Raw genomic sequence first — 22,922 nt, 5'->3', positions numbered from 1 at the left:
AAGTCACGGTGACTTCCCCGAGTCGTTCACCGGTGCAGTGGTGACATATGAAACAGGACAGGAAGTGAACGGAACCTTAGCCAGCCCTGCATAATAGTAGGCGTGTTTACTACCACACAGCTTCTTTTCGGAGTGAGGGGCTCCCCCACTACAACCCCTTCAAAAGCTTATCCACAAACTCCGGCACCACCTGGCTCGCCAGCCCGTAGTGCTTCTCTTCAAACTCGCTGCCGACCTGGCTTGGCTCCAGGTTCAGCTCCACGGTGTGCGCCCCCTGCAAACGCGCTTCGTGCACAAAGCCCGCCGCCGGGTAAACGTGCCCGGAAGTACCAATGGCAATGAAGTAATCTGCGGTGGCGATCGCCTGATAAATTTCGTCCATGCCCAGCGGCATTTCGCCGAACCAAACGATGTGCGGGCGTAGCGCGGAAGAGATCTGGCAGCAGTGGCAGCGATCTTCCGGCGTAATATCGCCCGTCCAGTCCAGCACCTGGCCGCTGCTGGCGCAGCGAACCTTCAGCAGCTCGCCGTGCATGTGAATCACGTTTTTACTGCCCGCACGTTCGTGGAGGTTGTCGATGTTCTGGGTGACCAGCACGAAGTGGTCCCCCAGCGCCTCTTCCAGCTTCGCCAGCGCCAGGTGTGCGGCGTTGGGCTGAATTTCAGGCTGCTGCAGCTGGTGGCGGCGCTCGTTATAAAAACGCTGCACCAGCGCCGGGTCGCGGGCAAAACCTTCCGGCGTTGCCACGTCTTCGACTCGGTGCTCTTCCCACAGCCCGTCGGCGGCTCTGAAGGTGCGAATGCCTGATTCGGCGGAGATCCCCGCCCCGGTCAGTACTACCACTCTTGGTCTGTCCATCGCTTCCGGCCCTATCCTGTCTCTGAAAAAGATGCGCTGACGCAAACGTTGGCGCAGCAGGCGTTTATTCTTCCGAAACCGGCTGAGCCGGTGCTGGCGACGAGAAAGCATGACTTACTCCGTGTAGTGGAGGAATGCCGCGCCACGCATACCGCCTGCGTCACCGTGGCGTGCCTGTTCAATACGCGGCACTGCGGCAACCGGCAGCAGGTACTTCGGCAAGCGCTCCGGCAGTTGGGCGTAGATATCGCTAAAGTTAGACAATCCTCCGCCAATCACCACCAGATGTGGGTCAATTGAGGTCAATAAGTTGCCGAGGCAGGCGGCCAGCAGCTCCAGGAAGCGATCCACGTGCTCGATGGCCTGCTCGTCGCCCTGGCGGTAGCGGGCAATGATCTCTTTCGCGTCCAGCGGCTCCTGGTAGAAGTGCTGCCACAGCCAGGCAAAGCCACGCCCGGAGAGGTAGTTTTCGATGCAGCCGTTTTTACCGCAGCCGCAGCGGGTGAAGGGAATGTCGCGCCCGAGAATTTCCAGCGCGTCCACCGGCAGGCGGGTATGGCCGAATTCGCCGGTGATGTAGCTGCGGCCGGTGACTGATTTGCCGTTGACGATGATACCGCCGCCGACGCCGGTGCCGAGGATCAGGCCCATCACCACCGGATAGTTAAGGAATTCGTCGTCCCAGGCTTCGGAAAGCGTAAAGCAGTTGGCGTCGTTGTCGATGCGCACGTCGCGATCGAGCATGGCGCTCAGGTCTGCACGAAGCGGTTTGCCGCTGGCGGCGGGAACGTTTGCGGCGTAAAGCGTGCCGTCGTCGGTTTCCGGCATGCCAGGAATGCCAATGCCGACCGAACCGCGGCAGTTAAACTTCTCGTCTGCCTGCGCCACCAGCCCGGCTACCGCGCCGAGGAAATTTTCGTAAGTGTCATGAGGAGTAGCAACCCGGGCTTCCCAAAGTAAACGCCGCTGCTGGTCGTAAACGCCGAGTGCAATCTTAGTGCCGCCGATATCAAATCCGTAATACATCGCTGCTCCCAAAAGTTAATTAATATTATTGTCCGCTTAGCACCCTTGCTGGATCGATATTGCTTGCGCGCCGGGCCGGGTACCAGCTCGCCAGAAGGCTAAGGACCAGCGCCGTCACCAGGACGTAAACCACGTCCAGCCAGTGCAGCTCAGAAGGTAAGAAATCAATGAAATAAATATCCCCGGACAGGAAATGGTGCCCGATGAGTTTTTCAATCGCGCCGATAATGTTGGTCAGTTGCCATGAGGCCAGCACGCCGACCACCACGCCGCTGACGCTGCCCAGCAGCCCGGCCAGCAGGCCGTACCAGACAAAGATCGCGCGGATCAGGCCGTCTTTAGCGCCGAGCGTACGCAGCACCGCGATGTCGCTGCTCTTGTCTTTCACCGCCATCACCAGCGTGGAAACGATGTTAAAGCAGGCGACGCCGATCACCAGCACCATCGCCAGGTACATGATGGCGCGGATCATCTGAATATCGCGATACATATAGCCGTAGGTATCAATCCAGCTGCTGATACGCACGTAAGAATTGGTTGCCAGTCCCGCGTCGCGCACCAGCTGCCGGGCGTTAAACACGTCATTCACCTTGATAGCTATCCCGGTGACGCTATCGCCCATATCCAGGTAGCCCTGGGCATCCTGCAGCGGCACCATCGCAAGGCTGTGATCCAGCTGGCCGCTCAGGGACAGAATACCGGCGATTTGCAGCCTGACGCGCTTCGGCTGCATCAGTTTGGTGCCGCCGTCGTTGTTGGGGATCATGATAGACACCCAGTCGCCCTGCTTCACCTTGAGCGCGTCCGCCACGCCTTTACCCATGATGATTTGCTGCTGCCCGGCCTTGAAGTTCGCCCAGGCATTGTTCTGGACGTATTGTGGCAGCGCGCTCAGCTGCGTTTCCTGCACGGGATCCACGCCCTTCACTTCAACGGCGCGCAGGTTTGCCCCGCTTTCCACCAGCCCGGTAAAACGAATATAAGGCGCGGCGGCCACGATGCCTTTGACGCCCTCCACCTCGGGCAACGCCCGCTGCCAGTTAGTAAAGGGCTGGTTCACCGGTTCAATGTCACCGTGGGGTACCACGGCAAGAATACGGTTTTTCAGCTCGCGCTCGAAGCCGTTCATCGCGCTCAGGCCGACGATCAGTACCGCCACGCCCAGCGCGATGCCGAGCGTGGAGATCACCGAAATCAGCGAAACCATGCCGCTGCGGCGTCGCCCGCGGCTAAAACGCAGGCCAATCAATAAAGAAAGCGGGGAAGCCATTACTGCGCTCCCATCAAGGTTAGCTCGTGGGTCAGGCGGCCATCGCGCATTTCCAGCTGGCGGGACATACGCTTAGCAAGCTGCAGGTCATGGGTGACAACCAGGAAAGCGGTGCCCTGGCGCACATTCAGCTCGCCCAGCAGCTCAAAAATACTGTCGGCGTTGCGAGCGTCCAGGTTACCGGTTGGCTCATCGGCCAGCACCAGGCGCGGGTTGTTCACCAGCGCACGGGCAATCGCCACGCGCTGACGTTCGCCGCCAGACAGTTCAGAAGGACGGTGGCTGCTGCGGTGATCCAGCCCAACGGCGGCCAGCATCTCCAGCGCGCGCTGCTGCACTTCTTCCGGCTTTTTCTTGCCGATAAGCAGCGGCATCGCCACGTTTTCCAGCGCGGTGAAGTCCGGCAGCAGGTGGTGGAACTGGTAAATAAAGCCCAGCTCGCGGTTACGCAATTCCGCCTTCGCCGCCGACGAGAGTTTGCTCATCGCCTGGCCGTTGAATACCACGTCGCCGGAGGTAGGCGTATCCAGCCCGCCCAGCAGATGCAGCAAGGTACTTTTGCCGGAGCCAGAGCTGCCGACAATCGCCATCAGTTCACCCGCGTTGATGCTGAAGCTGACATCGTGCAGCACATCCGTTTGCACTTTGCCTTCCTGATAGCGTTTGCACAGGTTGTCACACTGCAACAGGACAGAATTACTCATAACGTAAAGCCTCAGCGGGTTGGGTCGCGGCGGCGCGCCACGAAGGGTAAAGCGTGGACAGCAGAGCAATGGCCATCGCCACAATGGCAATCACCACGACCTGTAAAGGCTCGATAGCCACCGGCAGGGCCGCGCCATCGAGCAGGATGCCGATTACCGGCATTAAATTATTCAGCTGGCTGGCAAGCAGCGCCCCAAGCAAGGCTCCGAGCAGCGCGCCAATGACGCCTGCGCCCGCGCCCTGAACCATAAACACCGCCATGATCTGGCGGCGGGTCAGCCCCTGGGTTTGCAGAATCGCTACTTCGCCCTGCTTTTCCATCACCAGCAGACCGAGTGAGGTAATGATGTTAAACGCGGCGACGGCGACGATCAGGCTCAGCAGCAGGCCCATCATGTTTTTCTCCATGCGCACGGCCTGGAACAGCTCGCCTTTACGCTCGCGCCAGTCTTTCCATTCGGTGCCCTGCGGCAGCGTTTGCTGGCTCAGCACATCGACTTTGAGCGGCTCGGCAAGCCACAGGCGCCAGCCGGTGATATTGCCCGCCGGGTAACGCATCAGGCGCGAAGCATCCTGCTGGTTAACCAGCATCTGGTAGCCGTCGACTTCGCTGCTTGCCGCGAAGGTGCCAATCACGGTGAACAGACGCTGGCTCGGCAAACGTCCCATCGGCGTGAACTGGCTGGCGGACGGCACCATAATGCGGATGGTTTCCCCGCGCTTAACGCCCAGCGAACCGGCAAGCTGCTCGCCAAGAATGACGTTGTACTGCCCGGCCACCAGGTCAGCCTGCTTGACGTTGACCAGGAACGGAGAAAGAGGGTCTTTTTCGTCCGGCTGCACGCCCAGCATCACGCCCACGCCGACGCTGCGGGCGCTTTGCAGCACCACGTCACCGGTGGTCAGCGGCGCAATACGCGTCACGCCCTGAAGCTTCAGGGAATCAGCGGGAAGTTGTTGAGGATTGATGGAGCCGGACGGCGAGGTGATCAACGCCTGCGGCATTAGCCCCAGGATGTTGTTTTGCAGCTCGCGCTCGAAGCCATTCATTACCGAAAGGACCGTGACCAGCGCCATCACCCCGAGGGTGATGCCAATCGTCGACAGCCAGGAGACGAAGCGACCGAAGCGGTCCGCTGCTCGCCCACGCATGTAGCGCAGGCCTATAAATAACGCGACAGGTTGATACATGAAATCCGTCTTGTTGCGGGTTGCCTAAGCAAAGATCCGGGAAGTATACGACAGCTACCCGGCCAAATGAATTCCGTCGACTAAATTATTCCCGTTACATCTCAAGTGCCTGCACCTTTTCCTAAATTTACCAAATCAGCGCCAAAAACAGACAATTGGGGTCGAGATCGCGTCGATTTGACACCAGGATAACAGGCCAATCTTTACTGGAGCCCGTAACGACGTGGATATGGCATGAAGAAAAAGCAACTCTGGATCAACCAAATCAAAGGATTATGCATTTGCCTGGTGGTTATCTACCATTCGGTGATTACGTTCTACCCTCACCTCACTTCCCTCGGGCCAGGCCCGAATCAGTATGTCGCCAAGCTGTGGGTTTACCTCAATCTCTACCTCGCCCCCTTCCGCATGCCGGTGTTTTTCTTTATTTCCGGTTACCTGATAACCCGCTATATCCACGAAGTGAAATGGCGAGACAGCGTAGACAAACGCCTGTGGAGCATTTTCTACGTGCTGCTGCTGTGGGGCCTGATTCAGTGGGTCGCGCTGACGCACCTCAACCAGTGGCTGGCGCCAGATCTTGAGCGCAACCCGGCGTCGAACGCCGCCTATGCCGACTCACTCGGGCAGTTCGCTATCAGTATGGCAAAGGCCAGCACCAGCCTGTGGTATCTCTACGCCTTGCTGGTTTACTTTGTGATGTTTAAAGCGCTGCGCCGCTACCGCATACCGGTGCTGCTGGTGCTGATGGGCATTAACGTGGTCATCGCCTTTGTGCCGCTGCCGTGGTGGGGTCTGAACAGCGTGGTGCGTAATATGGTTTATTACGGCCTCGGCGCGTGGTTTGGCCCTTTGCTGATGGCCTGGATGAAGGACTTCCGCTTTTCGCAACACCCGTTTGTCTGCGCAGGCGTAGCCCTGGGATCGCTGGCGCTTTACTTTGTGAACGTGCCGCTGGTGATTTCGCTGGTGTCGATAGTGGCTATCCTGCGCGTGTTCTACCTGCTGAACGGCTGGCGCGAAGCACGTGAAGACGGCTTCCTGAATGTGGTTGGCTCCAATACGATTGCCATTTACACCACGCACCGCATTTTGATCGAAGCAATAAGCCTGCTCGTACTGGCGAAAATCAACAACGGTGCGTTTTCTGACACGCTGGTGCTGGCGATTCTGCTGGTCTATCCGTTTGTCAGCCTTGGCATTTGTACGCTGGTTGGCCTCGGCTTTCGCAAGCTTTCCGTGGCGCTGTTCGGCGACCTGTTTTTCTCGCCCCCCGCAAAAATTGCCGCCAGCCGGTAAACACCCGAGTAACCCGCCTGAGCGGGTTGCTTTTCTGGATCAGCGCCCCTATTTCGGTGATTCGGTTGCTTATACAAAGCGATCGGGGATAATAATATCCAACTGCTTATCAATGGCTCGCGCACCGTTTGCCCTCAGGCCGACGGCACAACCTACGAGATCCTGACGCTTTCTATGCCTGAACACTATCGCTATTCCTTACCCGTAAAAGCCGCAGAACAACGCCTGCTGGGCGAGCTGACCGGTTCGGCCTGCGCTACCGAAGTCGCCGAAATCGTTGAACGCCATAGCGGCCCGGTGATACTGATTGCTCCGGACATGCAGAACGCGCTGCGCCTGCACGATGAAATCACCCAGTTCACCGACAACCTGGTGGTCAATCTCGCCGACTGGGAAACGCTGCCTTACGACAGTTTCTCGCCGCATCAGGAAATCATCTCGTCGCGCCTGTCCACGCTTTATCAACTGCCGACCATGCAGCGCGGCGTGCTGATCATGCCGGTGAATACGCTGATGCAGCGCGTTTGCCCGCACAGCTTCCTGCACGGCCACGCGCTGGTGATGAAAAAAGGCCAGCGCCTTTCGCGGGATAACCTGCGCGCGCAGCTCGAACAGGCCGGGTATCGCAGCGTCGATCAGGTAATGGAGCACGGCGAGTTCGCCACCCGTGGCGCCCTGCTAGACCTCTACCCAATGGGCAGCGACCAGCCGTACCGCATTGACTTCTTTGACGATGAAATCGACAGCCTGCGCGTCTTCGACGTCGATTCCCAGCGCACGCTGGAAGAAGTTGACGCCATCAACCTGCTGCCGGCACATGAATTCCCAACCGACAAAAATGCCATTGAACTGTTCCGCAGCCAGTGGCGCGACAAATTCGACGTTAAGCGTGACGCCGAGCATATCTATCAGCAGGTCAGTAAAGGCACGCTGCCTGCCGGGATCGAATACTGGCAGCCGCTGTTCTTCAGCGAACCGCTGCCAACGCTGTTTAGCTATTTCCCGGCCAACACGCTACTGGTGAATACCGGCGATCTGGAAGCCAGCGCCGAACGCTTCTGGCTGGACGCGAACGCCCGCTTTGAGAATCGCGGCGTGGACCCGATGCGCCCTCTTCTGCCGCCGGAAGATCTGTGGCTGAAAACCGATTCGCTGTTTAGCGAGCTGAAAGCCTGGCCGCGCGTGCAGCTTAAAACGGACTCGCTGGCGAAAAAGGCCGCCAACGTGAACCTGGGTTACCAGGCGCTGCCGGATCTGGCCGTTCAGGCACAGCAAAAAGCCCCGCTGGACAGCCTGCGTAAGTTCCTCGAGTCCTTTACCGGGCCGGTGATTTTCTCGGTCGAAAGCGAAGGCCGCCGCGAGGCTTTGGGCGAACTGCTCGGGCGCATTAAAGTCGCGCCAAAACGCATTTACCGCCTGGAAGAAGCCGAAGGCACCGGCCGCTATCTGACGATCGGCGCCAGCGAGCACGGCTTTATCGATACCCTGCGCAACCGGGCGCTGATCTGCGAAAGCGACCTGCTGGGCGAACGCGTCAGCCGTCGCCGTCAGGACAGCCGCCGCACGATTAACCCGGACACGCTGATCCGCAACCTGGCCGAACTGCATGCTGGCCAGCCGGTGGTTCACCTGGAACACGGAGTGGGCCGCTACGCCGGGCTCACCACGCTGGAAGCCGGGGGCATTACCGCCGAATACCTGATGCTGACCTACGCGGGCGACGCCAAACTCTACGTCCCGGTTTCGTCTCTGCACCTGATTAGCCGTTACGCCGGTGGCGCCGACGACAACGCGCCGCTGCATAAACTCGGCAGCGATGCCTGGTCCCGCGCCCGGCAGAAGGCGGCGGAGAAAGTCCGCGACGTCGCCGCCGAACTGCTGGATATCTATGCGATGCGTGCCGCCAAAGAAGGCTTTGCCTTTAAGCACGACCGCGAGCAGTACCAGCTGTTCTGCGACAGCTTCCCGTTTGAAACTACGCCGGATCAGGCCCAGGCCATCAACGCCGTGCTGAGCGATATGTGTCGCCCGCTGGCGATGGACAGGCTGGTATGTGGTGACGTCGGCTTCGGCAAAACCGAAGTGGCGATGCGCGCTGCGTTCCTGGCGGTGGAGAACAACAAGCAGGTGGCGGTCCTGGTGCCGACAACGCTGCTGGCTCAGCAGCACTACGACAATTTCCGCGACCGCTTCGCCAACTGGCCGGTGCGCATTGAGATGCTCTCCCGCTTCCGCAGCGCTAAAGAACAAACGCAAATTCTGGAACAAGCCAGCGAAGGGAAAATCGACATTCTGATCGGCACCCACAAGCTGCTGCAGGCCGACGTGAAATGGCGTGATCTGGGGCTGCTTATCGTCGATGAAGAGCACCGCTTCGGCGTGCGCCACAAAGAGCGCATTAAAGCCATGCGTGCCGATGTGGATATCCTGACGCTGACCGCGACGCCAATTCCGCGCACCCTGAATATGGCGATGAGCGGCATGCGGGACCTGTCGATTATCGCCACGCCTCCGGCCCGTCGCCTGGCGGTAAAAACCTTCGTGCGCGAGTACGACAGCCTGGTGGTACGCGAGGCCATCCTGCGTGAAGTGCTGCGCGGCGGCCAGGTTTACTACCTCTTCAACGACGTCGAAAACATTCAGAAAGCCGCCGACAAGCTGGCCGAACTGGTGCCGGAAGCGCGGGTTGCCATCGGCCACGGTCAGATGCGCGAGCGCGAGCTGGAACGGGTGATGAACGACTTCCACCACCAGCGTTTTAACGTGCTGGTGTGTACCACCATCATCGAAACCGGGATCGACATTCCGACCGCTAACACCATTATCATCGAGCGGGCCGACCACTTTGGCCTCGCGCAGCTACACCAGCTCCGTGGCCGCGTCGGGCGCTCGCACCACCAGGCCTATGCCTGGCTGCTGACGCCGCATCCAAAATCCATGACCACCGACGCGCAAAAACGCCTGGAGGCCATTGCCTCGCTGGAAGATTTAGGTGCCGGGTTCGCGCTGGCTACCCACGACCTTGAAATTCGTGGTGCGGGTGAACTGCTGGGCGAAGATCAGAGCGGGCAAATGGAAACTATCGGCTTCTCGCTGTACATGGAGCTGCTGGAAAACGCCGTTGACGCGCTGAAAGAGGGCCGCGAGCCGTCGCTGGAAGATCTCACCAACAGCCAGACGGAAGTCGAGCTGCGTATGCCCGCCCTGCTGCCGGATGATTTCATTCCTGACGTGAATACTCGCCTGTCGTTCTACAAGCGCATCGCCAGCGCCAAAGGTGAGCACGAGCTGGACGAGCTGAAAGTTGAGCTTATCGATAGATTTGGCCTTCTGCCGGATGCAGCTCGTAATCTGCTGGATATCGCCGCGCTGCGCCAGCAGGCACAGAAGCTTGGCGTACGTAAGATTGAGGGCAATGAAAAAGGCGGCACCATCGAATTTGCGGAGAAAAACCACGTCGATCCGGTGTGGCTGATTGGCCTGCTGCAGAAACAGCCGCAGCATTACCGGCTTGACGGCCCGACCCGCCTGAAGTTCTTCCAGGAGCTTGAGGACAGGAAAACGCGCATGGACTGGGTGCGTAACTTTATGAACAGCCTGGCAGAAAACGCCGCGGCCTGATACCTCTGCGCCTTACCACCCGGTAAGGCGCAACGTTCTGTGACATTTACACATTCTTTGCAATCCCCAGGACTTCCCGACACGCTGCTCAGCGATAATTGGCGTTTGTCTGCCTCAAAAATTAGCCATTAAAATCGCAGGGTTTAAGCTATGTTTGCATCGCGTACTTTGTCTTTCCGCCGCTGGTTTACCGCCGCAGCCTTACTGGGCGCTGTCGTTATGGCGCTGCCCGCCAGCGCTAACGATTATCCGCTTCCCGCCGCCAACAGCCGCCTGATTGGCAAAAACCTGTTCCACCAGGTTGCCAACGACGGCGGATCGCTGGAGGCCATTGCGAAAAAATATAACGTCGGCTTCCTGGCTTTATTACAGGCTAACCCCGGCGTCGATCCTTACGTGCCGCGCGCCGGGAGCGTACTGACGATTCCACGCCAGATGCTGCTGCCGGACGTCCCACGCGAGGGCATCGTGATTAACCTCGCCGAGCTGCGCCTGTATTACTTCCCGGCTGGGAAAAATAGCGTCACCGTTTATCCGATTGGCATTGGCCAGCTGGGCGGCGACACGCTAACGCCAACAATGGTGACAAAAATTTCCGACAAGCGAGCGAACCCAACCTGGACGCCGACGGCCAATATTCGTGCGCGCTACCTGGCGCAGGGCGTAAAACTTCCGGCAGTCGTCCCTGCCGGGCCGGATAATCCGATGGGCCACCATGCAATTCGTCTGGCGGCGTTCGGCGGCGTTTACTTGCTGCACGGCACCAACGCCGACTTCGGCATCGGCATGCGCGTCAGCTCCGGCTGTATCCGCCTGCGCGACGGCGATATCAAAGCGCTGTTTAATACGGTGCCGGTTGGCACTTCGGTGCGGATTATCAACACGCCAATCAAAGCCTCCGTTGAGCCAGACGGCTCACGCCTGGTTGAAGTCCACCAGCCGCTGTCCAAAGCGATTGATGACGATCCTAAAGTCCTGCCGATTGTGCTGAATGAGCAGATGACCAAGTTCCGCAACGCGCCGCAGACCGATGCGCAGGTGATGGAACAGGCCATGGAGCATCGCTCCGGGATGCCGGTCAACGTCAATGCTCATACGGCTGAGCAGCCAGCAAACGAAATCTAGATTCAGGATTGATGCGTAAAAAAAGGCCCTGTCTCGCGACGGGGCCTTTTGCTTGCAGTGGCATATAACGAATAAGGTCAAACGTATTGAGGGTTAACGTCTGGCTTATTTATAGATGACGGCAGTACCGTGCAGGGTGTTCGGACCGTTAACGGAGGTAATACGGAACGATTTAGCGCCCATTGCATCGGCCTTCGCGGCCAACTGTTCTTCCAGGGAAGAGAGGTTGCTGCCCGCATCGGCGCTGATGTTGCCGACTTTTTGCTGGCCGGCAGGCGTAGCGGAAACTTCAACCGCCGCAAAGCTTGCGAATGAGAGTGAGCTAATAACGGCGGCAGCGAACAGCGTAGTTAAGGTTTTCATGATTTATGTCCTAAGCAGGTGATTGTTAGGTCGTTAAACTTAATTAGTTAACGATCGATAAATAAATCATAAACGTGATCTACATCACGCGTCAACACATTTTAATAACGATCGTTAATTAATTAAAAAAAGCGCTATTTTTCATCGTGATAAGAAATAATTATTTTTCATAACGTGGCGCTGGCTACCGCCGCCGATTATTTTTATAATAAGTGTTCACTAATTAGACAGAGGTTAAACGGCAGGTATGGCAACCGAGACATTAAGTTGCAGCAAAAAAAGCCGTGGCCGTCCAAAGGTGTTTGACAGGGAAGCAGCACTCGACAAGGCCATGACACTCTTCTGGCAGCATGGCTATGAAGCAACATCCATGGCGCATCTGGTAGAAGCCACCGGGGCAAAAGCCCCAACGCTCTATGCGGAGTTCAGCAACAAAGAAGGGTTGTTCCGCGCGGTGCTGGATCGCTACATCGCGCGTTTTGCGGCTAAGCACGAAGCCTGCCTGTTCTGTGAAGAGCAGACCATGGAGGCCGCACTGGAGAATTATCTCTCTGCGGTCGCGCAGTGCTTTACCGACAAAAGTACCCCATCGGGCTGCTTTATCATCTGTACCTCATCGGTGCTGGCCGCGTCGTCGGAAGACATTGCCGCGACGATAAAAGCCCGGCATGCCGTGCAGGAACAAACGCTGGTGCGTTTCCTTGAAATACGCCAGCAAAAAGGTGAGATCCCGGCAGAGCGCAATATCCGCTGCCTGGCGAAGTACCTGTGCTGCATCATTCAGGGGATGTCGGTCAGCGCCCGTGAGAACGCCAGCTATGAAGAGTTAATGCAGATTGTGAAAACCACGGTGATGTTAATGCCGCAGTTGAAGAAGATCTGATTCTGGGGCGGCCAATGGCCGCCTTATTTATACTTTAAATAATTCGAGTTGCAGGAAGGCGTCAAGACTGGGAATCCTCAGGAACATAGCTAACTATGTGACTGAGGTGAGCAGGTGCAGGCAACGCACCTGCAGCTTGAAGTATGACGAGTATATTAGCGAACGCGCCCTTTCGCCCAATAGGCCATAAAGTTGATGGCCTCATGCTCAACGCCGCGCTCGCCGATCAAATGGCGGCGCAGGAGCTTAACCACCGTCGACTCCGCCGCCACCCAGCCGTAAAACTCGTTACTGCCGGTGGTGGCTTTATCCCATAGCAGCTCGCCTTCCGCCTCTTCCTGGACGGCTTCATGATGGCCGCTTTCCGGCACCCTCGCCTGCATTTTTACTGCCTGAATCAGGCATTCACCGTGCGTCGCGGAGACGGTTTTGCGCGGCAGCCAGTTGATCTCAGCGAAGCCATAAGCGCTTAAGTCCACGCAGTCGCCCTCTTCCGGGACTTCAAAGAAAGCCTGCACCTTCGGAGGATGTGCCTGATGCGCGAGCATTTCCAGAATGCCGCGCGCGGCAGGCAGCGCGGTTTCATCGGCAACAATCAGCGCGTTACGCAACCCGGCAGGCGGCGTCCACTCATAGCCACCGCTGTCTTCCGGATGAGCTGCGTTAGGCGCCACGATCTGAATCGCATCGCCGGGCACCGAATTGATCGCCCATGCAGAAGCCGGGCCTTCGGTGCCATGGCTGACAAACTCCACGGTCACTTCCTGGCGGGCAGGATCAACATGGCGCAGCGTATAGGTGCGAATAATCGGGCGCTTCTCTTTCGGCATCCCCAGGGAAATTTGATACCACTGTCCCTCGGCGGGCAGCGACGGCGGCGTCCCGTCTTCGGAAGGAAACAGCATTTTAATGCGCTGATCCGGTGAGTCACATTTCATCTGTGCTACCTCCGGCCCGCTAAACACCAGGCTCAATAGCGAAGGCGACACGGCCGTTTTCCGCGCCAGTTGAACGTTGAACAGACGATAGCCCTGAACTCCAGCCATAACTTTTCCTTACGCTTAAATTGCAGAATGACGTGAACGGTGACGGCTGCGCCAGATAACGCCAGACACCACGGTAAATAACACGGCGGCCAAAAAGGCCACCATAATCAGCGCCGCGTCGGCCCCGGTTTTTGACACCAGCGGCACCAGCATGGCGCAAAGCCCGTAGCCGAGCGTGTGGCTGGTCGCAACCCAGCCCGCCCCGGCTCCGTCGGCAAGCTTGTCGTTCAGCAGCAGCTGATACGCAGGCGTCGCCAGCGCGGCCCCGAACGACAGCACCGCACAGCCAACATAAAACAGCCACAGCTGACCAGAAATCATCATTGCCAGACCGACGATCATCAGCAGTCCGGCGCTTAACAGCAGCGCCATCGGCGTCAGGTGCTGTGGCCGGAGAACACCAAACTGCGCGGAGAGCGAGGCCACCGCCGCCAGGCTAAGCAGCCACGCCACCTGGTGACTAATCGCTGCGGTATCCGTTGCAAACTGGCGGGCGAGCGCCGGAGAAAGCCCCAGCTGCATCAGGCTGACCGAGGCCGAAAGCAGCAAGGCACACAGCAGATAAGGCAGGCAATCCGGGCGAAGGCGAGCGCTTTTACGTTCGGCGACGGGCTGCGGCGGTGTACCCGGTAAACGCAACAGCATTACCAGCGCCAGCAGAGGCGCCACCATCAGAAGTCCCAGCGGGGCCAGTGGATGAATCGCCAGCATGCCGGCGGCGCAAAGCGGCCCAAACAGGCGGCCGCTGCTCAGCCCGGAGCTTATCGTCGCCAGCGCGGCCATGCGTTTGCCTTCCCCTGCACGCTGAAGCGCCCAGACCTGGCAGGCCGGTACCATCGCCGACACGGTCAGGCCGTAGATAACCCGCGCCACAATCAATATGCCAAGCCCGACGACGCCCGTTACGGCATTCGTTGCCAGCAGCAGGCTTCCCAGCCCCAGCAGCATAAAGCTTGCGCCATATCCTCCCAACGCCCAGAGCACCACCGGCTTACTGCCCAGGCGCGCAATCTGTTTCCCCCACCACGGCGAGGACGGCAAAAACAGCATCGACCCCAGGGTAAGCAGCGCCGCCCAGACGGACAGGCTCAAATGTGTCTGCATCACCAGCACCGGGATCGCAACCAGCAGGCCATTTTGCCCGACGCCAAGCAGCCCGGCGCTCAGCGCAAGTGGCCAGCAGGAAAGGGATTTTTGCGGCGAATCCGCCAGTTCAAGAGATGTCACAATGTTACTAACCCGTGGATTGATTGTGCGTATTTGTAAAATTTATTTTAGCGATTCTAACAATTGTTATTGATAATGAGAAACGTTATCGGCAGAATTCGCATTATCATAACGCGTGGAAACTGTTTGATGATGACTTTGCCAAATAAAACTCTGGCCTGGGATGTGGCCGCACAGTGCTTTCTTAATTCCCTTGTCCGTGAAACCAGCGACTGGCGACTGACCGACAGCCACCCAGCCGAACTCATTATCCCCCTGGGAGAACAGCAGGCGCTCCACTTCAAAGTGGCCTATTTCTCCCCCACCCAGCATCACCGCTTCGAATTCCCGGCTCGCCTGGTCAACGCCACCGGCAGTCAGCCGATTGACTTCGCCACCCTTTCCCAGCTGATTATTGACAAGCTCCAGCACCAACAAATGCTGCCGGCCACCGGCTGCGAGGCGTTTTATCAGCGCGTAATGGAAAGCCATGCCCACACGCAGCAGGCGATTGAAGCCCGTCATGACTGGAACGGGCTGCGCGAAAAAGCGCTGAATTTTGGTGAAGCCGAGCAGGCATTGCTGGTGGGACACGCCTTCCACCCGGCGCCGAAATCCCACGAGCCGTTTAACCAGCAGGAAGCCGAGCGCTACCTGCCCGACTTCGCCCCGCATTTCCCGCTCCGCTGGTTTGCCGTAGATAAAAGCTACCTGGCGGGTGAAAGTCTGCATCTCAATTTGCAGCAGCGCCTGACGCGCTTTGCCGCTGAAAATGCGCCGCAGCTGCTGAGCGAACTCAGCGACAATCAATGGCTGTTTCCGCTGCATCCCTGGCAGGCAGGCTATCTGCTGGAGCAGGACTGGTGCCAGCAGCTGGTCGCTAAAGGACTGGTGAAAGACTTAGGAGAGGCTGGAGCCCCGTGGCTACCGACCACTTCATCACGCTCGCTGTACTGCGCCACCAGCCGCGACATGATCAAATTCTCTCTGAGCGTGCGCCTGACCAACTCCGTGCGCACGCTGTCGGTAAAAGAAGTTAAACGCGGCATGCGCCTGGCACGACTCGCGCAAACTGACCGCTGGCAGACGATGCAGGCCCGCTTCCCAACCTTCCGCGTGATGCAGGAAGACGGCTGGGCCGGGCTGCGCGATCTGCACGGCAATATCATGGAAGAAAGCCTGTTTGCCCTGCGTGAGAACCTGCTGGTTGAGCAACCACAGAGCCAGACTAACGTGCTGGTCTCCCTGACGCAGTCTGCTCCCGACGGTGGTGATTCGCTGCTGGTTGCCGCGGTTAATCGCCTGAGCAGCCGCCTGGGGATTACGCCCAAACAGGCCGCACACGCCTGGGTCGAGGCGTATTGCCAGCAGGTGCTGAAGCCGCTGTTTACCGCCGAAGCGGATTACGGCCTGGTTTTACTGGCTCACCAGCAAAACATTCTGGTGGAGATGCAGCAGGATCTGCCGGTCGGGCTTATCTACCGCGACTGCCAGGGCAGCGCCTTTATGCCGCATGCTGCGGGCTGGCTAGACATGATAGGCGAAGCACAGGCGGAGAACGTCTTCACCCGCGAACAGCTTCTGCGCTACTTCCCTTATTACCTGCTGGTGAACTCTACGTTCGCCGTGACCGCCGCGCTCGGCGCCGCGGGCCTGGATAGCGAAGTGAACCTGATGGGCCGTGTACGCAGTGCGCTTAGCGCCGTGCGCGATGAGGTTACCCATAAAACCTGCCTCGACTACGTGCTGGAAAGCCCGCACTGGAACGTGAAGGGTAACTTCTTCTGCTACCTGCACGACCATAACGAAAACACCATCGTCGATCCTTCGGTGATTTATTTCGACTTTGTGAACCCGCTGCAGGCTCAGGAGGGCTGAATGTTTCAGGCATCTATTGTTCACGGCGGGCACGGGCTGCGCTGTGAAAAGCTCGATAAGCCTCTGAGTCTTGGCTGGGGCCAGGACGGCGGCGCGGTCTTGCACTGGCCGGGCGAACTGCCTGCAGGCTGGCTGCGTGATGCGCTGGATCAGATGTTCGTTGCGGCGCCGCAGCTTACTTCTATCGTGCTGCCTTATGCCGAATGGCGGGAAGAGCCGCAGGCGCTGGTGCTATTCGATTTGCTTAAAAGCGACATCGTTCACCGCGCGACCTTTTGGCAGCTGCCGCTGTGGCTGAGTGCTCCGGCTAATCAGGCTTCCGGCGAGATGGTGTTTGACGCTGAACGCGAAATCTATTTCCCGCTGCGCCCCGCTCGTCCGACGGGGGAAGTTTATCGCCGCTACGATCCGCGCGTTCGCAAAACGCTAAGCTTCCGCGTGGCCGATCCGGCGCAGGATGCAGAGCAATTTACCCGCTGGATGAACGATCCGCGCGTGGACTATTTCTGGGAGCAAAGCGGCTCGCTGGAGGTACAAACCGCGTACCTGGCGCGCCAGCTTACCGGCAAACATGCGTTTCCACTGATCGGCTGCTTTGACGACCAGCCGTTCAGCTACTTCGAAATTTACTGGGCAGCGGAAGATCGCATCGGCCGCCATTATCCGTGGCAGCCGTTTGACCGCGGCCTGCATCTGCTGGTGGGCGAGCAGCAGTGGCGCGGCGCGCACTATGTGCAAAGCTGGCTGCGCGGGCTGACTCACTACCTGCTGCTGGACGAGCCGCGCACGCAGCATACCGTGCTGGAGCCGCGCGCCGACAATCAGCGCCTGTTCAAGCATCTGGATGCTGCGGGCTATGTGACGATCAAAGAGTTTGATTTCCCGCATAAGCGCTCGCGCCTGGTCATGGCTAACCGCCACAACTTCTTTAGCGAGGTAGGCCTGTAATGAATCGCAAGGATTGGGATTTTGTTAACCGCCAGCTGGTGGCAAAAATGCTGGCCGAGCTGGAGTACGAACAGGTTTTTCAGGCCGAATCGCTGGGCGAAAATCGCTACTGCATCAGCTTAGCCGGTGCCGAATGGCACTTTAACGCCGAGCGCGGCATCTGGGGCTGGCTGTGGATTGATGCACAGACGCTGCGCTGCGCGGACGAGCCTGTGTTAGCCCAAACGCTGCTAATGCAGCTCAAGCCGGTGCTGTCGATGAGCGACGCTACCGTGGCCGAGCACATGCAGGATCTGTACGCCACCCTGCTGGGCGACCTGCAACTGCTGAACGCACGTCGTGGCATGAGCGCAGATAACCTTATCGATCTGGACGCTGACCACCTACAGTGCCTGCTCAGCGGCCATCCGAAGTTCGCCTTTAACAAGGGCCGCCGTGGCTGGGGCAAAGAGGCGCTGGAGCGCTATGCGCCGGAGTATGCCAACACTTTCCGCCTACACTGGCTGGCGGTGAAGCGCGAGCATATGGTCTGGCGCTGCGACAGCGAGCTGGATATCCAGCAGCTCATCGCCGCGGCGATGGACGAGCAGGAACTGGCCCGCTTTACGCAGGCGTGGCAGGCCAGCGGCCTGGATGACGGCTGGCTTCCGCTGCCGGTGCATCCGTGGCAGTGGCAGCAGAAAATCGCGCTGGATTTCGTGGCCGATCTCGCCGAAGGCAAGATGGTTTCTCTCGGCGAATTTGGCGACCAGTGGCTGGCCCAGCAGTCGCTGCGCACGCTCACTAACGCCAGCCGCCAGGGCGGTTTAGACGTCAAGCTGCCGCTGACGATTTACAACACTTCCTGCTATCGCGGCATTCCGGGCAAATACATTGCCGCCGGGCCGCTCGCCTCCCGCTGGCTGCAAAACGTGTTCACCACGGACAGCACGCTGGTGAAAACCGGGGCGGTTATCCTCGGCGAACCGGCTGCGGGCTATGTTTCTCATGAAGGCTACGCCGCGCTTGCCCAGGCACCTTATCGCTACCAGGAGATGCTCGGCGTTATCTGGCGCGAGAATCCGAGCCGCTGGCTGCTGCCGGACGAAACGCCGATTCTGATGGCAACCCTGATGGAGTGCGATGAAAACAATCGGCCGCTGATTGGGGCCTATATCGCCCGCTCGGGCCTGGACGCGGAAGCCTGGCTCACGCAGATGTTCCGCGTGGTGGTGGTGCCGCTGTATCACCTGCTCTGCCGCTACGGCGTGGCGCTGATCGCCCACGGACAAAATATTACGCTCGCCATGAAAGACGGCGTGCCGCAGCGCGTGCTGCTGAAGGATTTCCAGGGCGACATGCGTCTGGTGAAGGATGAGTTCCCGGAGATGGACTCCCTGCCTCAGGAAGTGCGGGACGTCACCGCCCGCCTGAGCGCCGACTATTTAATTCATGATTTGCAGACCGGTCATTTCGTGACGGTGCTGCGCTTTGTTTCGCCGCTCATGGCCCGCCTTGGCGTGCCGGAGAGACGCTTTTATCAGCTGCTGGCCGCAGTGTTGAGTGATTACATGCAGGAACACCCGCAAATGTCGGCGCGTTTTGCGCTTTTCTCACTCTTTAAGCCACAAATCATCCGCGTTGTGCTGAACCCGGTAAAACTGACCTGGCCCGATCAGGACGGCGGCAGCCGCATGCTGCCGAATTACCTCGAGGATCTGCAAAACCCGCTGTGGCTGGTAACCAGGGATTGAATTATGACAAACACTGTTGATTTTATTGGCGTAGGTATCGGCCCGTTTAACCTTAGCATTGCGGCGCTGTCTCACGAAGCAGAGGGATTTAGCAGCCAGTTTTTTGACAGCCGCCCTGACTTTGCGTGGCATCCGGGTATGTTAGTGCCGGACTGCCATATGCAGACCATGTTCCTGAAAGATTTGGTCAGCGCCGTGGCCCCCACCAGCCCGTTCAGCTTTGTGAACTACCTGGTGAAGCGCAAAAAATTCTACCGCTTTCTGACCACCGAGCTGCGTACCGTTTCGCGTGATGAGTTTTCGGACTACCTGCGCTGGGCCGCAGAAGGCATGGACAACCTGAAGTTTAACCAGACGGTTGAACGCGTTGATTTCGACGAGCAGCGCAAGCTGTTTGTGGTGCAGACCGGCGAGGGTGAAACGCTCGCGCGCAATATTTGCCTCGGCATTGGCAAACAACCTCACCTGCCGCCGTGCGTAAAAACCGCCACGCCGACCTGCTTCCACGCCAGCGAAATGAGCCTGCGCCTGCCGAATCTGGCCGGGAAACGCGTCACGGTTGTTGGCGGCGGGCAAAGCGGCGCAGACTTGTTCCTTAACGCATTCCGTGGCGCATGGGGCGAAGTTGCCGAAGTGAATTGGGTTTCACGCCGGAACAACTTTAACGCGCTGGATGAAGCCGCGTTTGCCAACGAATACTTCACGCCGGAATACGTCACTGGCTTTGTGGGCCTGAATGAAGACGCGCGGCAGAAAATGCTCGATGAGCAGAAGATGACCTCCGACGGCATTACCGCTGATTCGTTGCTGACTATCTACCGCGAGCTGTATCACCGCTTTGAAGTGCTGGGGCTGCCGCGCAATGCGCGCCTGCTGCCGAGCCGCTCGGTCACCGGCCTTGAAAGCCGTGGCCAGGGCTGGCAGCTGCTGCTGGAGCACCATCTGGACAAGGGCTATGACACGCTGGACAGCGACGTGGTGATTTTTGCCACCGGCTACCGCCCAACGCTGCCGCAAATGCTTTCGCCGCTGATGCCGCGCATGACGATGCTCGACGAGTGTAATTTCAAGGTGCGCGATGACTTTACGCTGGAGTGGAACGGCCCGGCCGGCAATAACATTTTCGCGGTCAACGCCAGCATGCAAACCCACGGGATTGCCGAGCCGCAGCTGAGCCTGATGGCGTGGCGCTCCGCCAAAATTCTGAATCGCGCGCTGGGGCGTGATTTGTTCGATCTCAGTACGCCGCCCGCGCTGATTCAGTGGCGCAGCGGCAGCCGGGAAAAACCGCAGCATACCGCTGCGTCCTTAACTCACTACTCCTCAAAATCATTCGAAATGCAGCCCGGCGCTAACTGAGTTTATCCCCCGGAACGCAGGCCGCTGCGGGACGGGGGTAACCGTTAACCCCGCGTCAAATTGAAGAATGACGAGGACACAGCATATTTGGGCCGATGTTTGTCAGCCCGTGTGAAGGAACAATGATGATAACCAAAAAGCAAACGCTTTGGGCGCTCAACCCGTTACTGCTCGCCATGATGGCGCCGGCAGTGGCACAGCAAGCCAGTGACGAGACGATGGTGGTTTCCGCCAACCGCAGCAACCGCACCGTCGCCGAAATGGCCCAAACCACCTGGGTGATTGAACAGGCCGAACTGGAGCAGCAGATCCAGGGCGGCAAAGAGTTTAAAGACGCGCTGGCCCAGCTGATCCCCGGCCTTGACGTCAGCAGCCAGGCCCGCACCAACTACGGCATGAACCTGCGTGGTCGCCCGCTGGTCGTCTTGGTTGACGGGGTGCGCCTCAACTCTTCCCGTATCGACAGCCGCCAACTGGACGCCATCGACCCGTTCAATATTGACCATATCGAAGTTATTTCCGGGGCGACCTCCCTGTACGGCGGCGGCAGTACCGGCGGGCTTATTAATATCGTGACCAAAAAAGGCCAGAAAGATACGCAGGTAGAGTTTGAGACCGGTATCAAGAGTGGGTTTAACAGCAGCAAAGACCACGATGAACGCGTCGCCAGCGCCATTTCCGGTGGGAACGACCATATTTCTGGCCGCGCCTCGATTGCCTATCAAAAATTCGGTGGATGGTATGACGGCAAGGGTGATGCCACTCTGCTGGACAATACCCAGACCGGATTGCAGTATTCCGACCGCCTGGACGTGATGGGCACCGGGACGCTGAACATCGATGAAAATCAGCAGCTGCAGTTAGTCACCCAATATTATAAAAGTCAGGGCGATGACGATTACGGCCTGGACCTTGGGAAAAATTTCTCAGCCATCAGCGGCGCGAGCACCCCTTACGTTAGCAAAGGCCTGAACTCGGATCGAGTCCCGGGCACCGAGCGCCACCTGCTCAGCATGCAGTATTCCAACAGCGATTTCCTCGGTCAGGAACTGGTGGGCCAGGTTTACTACCGCGATGAGTCGCTGCTGTTCTATCCGTTCCCGACGGTCAATGCCAGCAAGAAAGTCACGGCATTCTCCTCTTCACAGCAGGACACTAAGCAGTACGGCGCTAAGCTGACGATGAACAGCAAGCCTCTCGACGGCTGGCAGTTGACCTACGGCCTGGACGCGGACCACGAGCGCTTCACCTCTAACCAGATGTTCTTCGATCTGGCGCAGGCCAGTGCCTCCGGCGGCCTGAACAACCAGAAAATCTATACCACCGGCCGCTACCCGGCGTATGACATTAGCAACATGGCGGCGTTCCTGCAGTCCAGCTATGACATCAACGAGATCTTTACCCTCAGCGGCGGCGTGCGTTACCAGTACACCAAGAATGAAGTCGATGATTTCATCGGCTACGCGCAGCAGCAGCAAATTGCCTCTGGTAAAGTAAAATCCGCCGATGCTATCCCTGGCGGCTCCACCAACTACGACAACTACCTGTTCAATGCCGGCCTGCTGGTGCACCTCACCGAGCGCCAGCAAACGTGGCTGAACTTCTCCCAGGGCGTCGAGTTGCCGGATCCAGGTAAATACTACGGCCGTGGTACCTATGGCGCGGCGGTTAACGGCCACCTGCCGCTGACCAACAGCGTCAACGTAGGCGCCAGCAAACTGCAGGGCGTGAAGGTTGACTCCTACGAGCTGGGCTGGCGCTACACCGGCGACAACCTGCGCACGCAGATTGCCACCTACTACTCCCTGTCCAACAAAGAAGTGGTCCCCAATACCGACTTGACCATTAGCGTGAAGGACAATAAACGCCGGGTTTATGGCGTCGAAGGTGCGGTGGATTACTTTATCCCTGACACCGACTGGAGTACCGGGGCTAACTTCAACGTCTTAAAAACCGAGTCAAAAGTGAATGGCAGCTGGGAGAAGGTTACCGTTAAAAACGCCAGCCCATCGAAAGCCACCGCCTATATTGGCTGGGCACCGGACCCGTGGAGCCTTCGCGTACAGAGCACAACGTCGTTTGACGTCAGCGATAACGAAGGGAATGAACTCAAGGGTTACACTACGCTAGATTTGCTCGGCAGCTACCAGCTTCCGGTGGGCAAACTCAGCTTCAGCGTTGAGAACCTGCTGGACCGCGACTACACCACACTTTGGGGCCAGCGTGCGCCTCTGAATTACAGCCCGGGCTATGGCCCTGCTTCGCTGTATGACTACAAAGGCCGTGGCCGCACCTTCGGCATGAACTACTCCGTGCTGTTCTAAGCCTCTTCCTTGCCCGGCACCTGCCGGGCAAGTTCACACGCTTACCCTTCCTAACAGTTTATCCCTCGACCCGCGCAAAATAGTCT

17 protein-coding genes are annotated in these 22,922 nt (G+C 58.5%); 9 read left to right on the top strand and 8 right to left on the bottom strand.

The features are described 5' to 3' along the window. Positions 1-148: 148 nt before the first annotated feature. Genes cobB through lolC form a run of 5 tightly spaced genes read right to left on the bottom strand, consistent with a single transcriptional unit; the run spans position 149 to position 5,051 of the window. The gene (cobB, locus tag CNE01S_RS01800; protein ID WP_061272722.1) at positions 149-970 is read right to left on the bottom strand and encodes a Sir2 family NAD+-dependent deacetylase; all 822 of its coding nucleotides are present in this window, start codon (positions 968-970) and stop codon (positions 149-151) included. Positions 971-973: 3 nt separating this feature from the next. Further along, positions 974-1,885, bottom strand: coding sequence for an N-acetylglucosamine kinase (gene nagK, locus CNE01S_RS01795; protein ID WP_061272720.1), 912 nt, complete (start codon positions 1,883-1,885; stop codon positions 974-976). A gap of 25 nt (positions 1,886-1,910) precedes the next feature. Next, positions 1,911-3,155 carry a lipoprotein-releasing ABC transporter permease subunit LolE gene (gene lolE, locus CNE01S_RS01790; protein ID WP_061272716.1) on the bottom strand — a complete coding sequence of 415 codons (1,245 nt, stop codon included), beginning with the start codon at positions 3,153-3,155 and terminating at the stop codon, positions 1,911-1,913. Continuing rightward, positions 3,155-3,859: a lipoprotein-releasing ABC transporter ATP-binding protein LolD gene (gene lolD / locus CNE01S_RS01785; RefSeq protein ID WP_038473571.1), complete on the bottom strand. Its 705-nt coding sequence runs from the start codon at positions 3,857-3,859 to the stop codon at positions 3,155-3,157. The genes lolE and lolD overlap by 1 nt, the downstream gene beginning before the upstream one ends. Further along, entirely contained in the window at positions 3,852-5,051 is a 1,200-nt protein-coding gene (gene lolC, locus CNE01S_RS01780; RefSeq protein ID WP_061272712.1) for a lipoprotein-releasing ABC transporter permease subunit LolC, read from the bottom strand. Before lolC ends, lolD begins: the two co-directional genes overlap by 8 nt. Positions 5,052-5,285: 234 nt before the next feature. Here lolC and CNE01S_RS01775 point away from each other — a divergent pair, with 234 nt between their 5' ends. The 3 genes from CNE01S_RS01775 to ldtC all read left to right on the top strand — a co-directional run bounded on the left by CNE01S_RS01775 (position 5,286) and on the right by ldtC (position 11,096). Continuing rightward, entirely contained in the window at positions 5,286-6,350 is a 1,065-nt protein-coding gene (locus CNE01S_RS01775) for an acyltransferase family protein (RefSeq protein WP_061272709.1), read from the top strand. A 174-nt stretch (positions 6,351-6,524) separates the two neighbouring features. Further along, the gene (mfd, locus tag CNE01S_RS01770) at positions 6,525-9,971 is read left to right on the top strand and encodes a transcription-repair coupling factor (RefSeq protein WP_061272707.1); all 3,447 of its coding nucleotides are present in this window, start codon (positions 6,525-6,527) and stop codon (positions 9,969-9,971) included. Between the two features lie 150 nt (positions 9,972-10,121). Next, positions 10,122-11,096: a L,D-transpeptidase LdtC gene (gene ldtC, locus CNE01S_RS01765; RefSeq protein WP_061272703.1), complete on the top strand. Its 975-nt coding sequence runs from the start codon at positions 10,122-10,124 to the stop codon at positions 11,094-11,096. A gap of 105 nt (positions 11,097-11,201) precedes the next feature. Here ldtC and bhsA read toward each other — a convergent pair whose 3' ends face one another. Beyond that, a complete protein-coding gene (bhsA, locus tag CNE01S_RS01760) occupies positions 11,202-11,459 on the bottom strand; it encodes a multiple stress resistance protein BhsA (protein ID WP_045782100.1) in 258 nt (85 codons plus the stop codon). A gap of 247 nt (positions 11,460-11,706) precedes the next feature. Between bhsA and CNE01S_RS01755 the strand changes: the two genes are divergently transcribed. Further along, on the top strand, positions 11,707-12,342 hold the full coding sequence (locus CNE01S_RS01755) for a TetR/AcrR family transcriptional regulator (protein ID WP_061272699.1): 636 nt from the start codon (positions 11,707-11,709) through the stop codon (positions 12,340-12,342). A gap of 155 nt (positions 12,343-12,497) precedes the next feature. Here CNE01S_RS01755 and CNE01S_RS01750 read toward each other — a convergent pair whose 3' ends face one another. Together CNE01S_RS01750 and CNE01S_RS01745 are read right to left on the bottom strand one after the other, a co-directional pair. After that, positions 12,498-13,388 (bottom strand): siderophore-interacting protein, encoded by an 891-nt coding sequence (locus CNE01S_RS01750; protein WP_061272697.1) that lies wholly within the window; start codon positions 13,386-13,388, stop codon positions 12,498-12,500. A gap of 15 nt (positions 13,389-13,403) precedes the next feature. Further along, positions 13,404-14,615 carry an MFS transporter gene (locus tag CNE01S_RS01745; protein WP_061272694.1) on the bottom strand — a complete coding sequence of 404 codons (1,212 nt, stop codon included), beginning with the start codon at positions 14,613-14,615 and terminating at the stop codon, positions 13,404-13,406. A gap of 132 nt (positions 14,616-14,747) precedes the next feature. Between CNE01S_RS01745 and iucA the strand changes: the two genes are divergently transcribed. From iucA to iutA, 5 genes are all read left to right on the top strand, one after another. Then, a complete protein-coding gene (iucA, locus tag CNE01S_RS01740; protein WP_061272731.1) occupies positions 14,748-16,472 on the top strand; it encodes an aerobactin synthase IucA in 1,725 nt (574 codons plus the stop codon). Beyond that, positions 16,473-17,420: a N(6)-hydroxylysine O-acetyltransferase gene (gene iucB, locus CNE01S_RS01735; protein WP_061272690.1), complete on the top strand. Its 948-nt coding sequence runs from the start codon at positions 16,473-16,475 to the stop codon at positions 17,418-17,420. It abuts the gene before it with no gap. Beyond that, a complete protein-coding gene (gene iucC, locus CNE01S_RS01730) occupies positions 17,420-19,153 on the top strand; it encodes an aerobactin synthase IucC (protein ID WP_061272687.1) in 1,734 nt (577 codons plus the stop codon). The genes iucB and iucC overlap by 1 nt, the downstream gene beginning before the upstream one ends. 3 nt (positions 19,154-19,156) lie before the next feature. Further along, a complete protein-coding gene (iucD, locus tag CNE01S_RS01725) occupies positions 19,157-20,512 on the top strand; it encodes an NADPH-dependent L-lysine N(6)-monooxygenase (RefSeq protein WP_061272684.1) in 1,356 nt (451 codons plus the stop codon). Positions 20,513-20,634: 122 nt separating this feature from the next. Beyond that, on the top strand, positions 20,635-22,836 hold the full coding sequence (iutA, locus tag CNE01S_RS01720) for a ferric aerobactin receptor IutA (protein ID WP_061272681.1): 2,202 nt from the start codon (positions 20,635-20,637) through the stop codon (positions 22,834-22,836). The last annotated feature ends 86 nt before the right edge of the window (positions 22,837-22,922 follow it).

Origin of the sequence: Cedecea neteri NBRC 105707 = ATCC 33855 (assembly GCF_001571265.1) — a bacterium.
In the GTDB taxonomy this organism is placed as follows: domain Bacteria; phylum Pseudomonadota; class Gammaproteobacteria; order Enterobacterales; family Enterobacteriaceae; genus Cedecea; species Cedecea neteri.
The sequence above is the reverse complement of the archived record's forward strand: the minus strand, read 5'-3'. Positions and strand labels throughout refer to the sequence as shown.

Bases quoted from the DNA above. Each gene is read 5' to 3' on its own strand.
- iucA (WP_061272731.1), top strand. From the start codon at position 14,748: ATGACTTTGCCAAATAAAACTCTGGCCTGGGATGTGGCCGCACAGTGC.
- lolE (WP_061272716.1), bottom strand. From the start codon at position 3,155: ATGGCTTCCCCGCTTTCTTTATTGATTGGCCTGCGTTTTAGCCGCGGG.
- lolC (WP_061272712.1), bottom strand. From the start codon at position 5,051: ATGTATCAACCTGTCGCGTTATTTATAGGCCTGCGCTACATGCGTGGG.
- cobB (WP_061272722.1), bottom strand. From the start codon at position 970: ATGCTTTCTCGTCGCCAGCACCGGCTCAGCCGGTTTCGGAAGAATAAA.
- iucB (WP_061272690.1), top strand. From the start codon at position 16,473: ATGTTTCAGGCATCTATTGTTCACGGCGGGCACGGGCTGCGCTGTGAA.
- iucD (WP_061272684.1), top strand. From the start codon at position 19,157: ATGACAAACACTGTTGATTTTATTGGCGTAGGTATCGGCCCGTTTAAC.
- iucC (WP_061272687.1), top strand. From the start codon at position 17,420: ATGAATCGCAAGGATTGGGATTTTGTTAACCGCCAGCTGGTGGCAAAA.
- iutA (WP_061272681.1), top strand. From the start codon at position 20,635: ATGATGATAACCAAAAAGCAAACGCTTTGGGCGCTCAACCCGTTACTG.
- CNE01S_RS01750 (WP_061272697.1), bottom strand. From the start codon at position 13,388: ATGGCTGGAGTTCAGGGCTATCGTCTGTTCAACGTTCAACTGGCGCGG.
- CNE01S_RS01775 (WP_061272709.1), top strand. From the start codon at position 5,286: ATGAAGAAAAAGCAACTCTGGATCAACCAAATCAAAGGATTATGCATT.
- ldtC (WP_061272703.1), top strand. From the start codon at position 10,122: ATGTTTGCATCGCGTACTTTGTCTTTCCGCCGCTGGTTTACCGCCGCA.
- CNE01S_RS01755 (WP_061272699.1), top strand. From the start codon at position 11,707: ATGGCAACCGAGACATTAAGTTGCAGCAAAAAAAGCCGTGGCCGTCCA.
- nagK (WP_061272720.1), bottom strand. From the start codon at position 1,885: ATGTATTACGGATTTGATATCGGCGGCACTAAGATTGCACTCGGCGTT.
- mfd (WP_061272707.1), top strand. From the start codon at position 6,525: ATGCCTGAACACTATCGCTATTCCTTACCCGTAAAAGCCGCAGAACAA.
- lolD (WP_038473571.1), bottom strand. From the start codon at position 3,859: ATGAGTAATTCTGTCCTGTTGCAGTGTGACAACCTGTGCAAACGCTAT.
- bhsA (WP_045782100.1), bottom strand. From the start codon at position 11,459: ATGAAAACCTTAACTACGCTGTTCGCTGCCGCCGTTATTAGCTCACTC.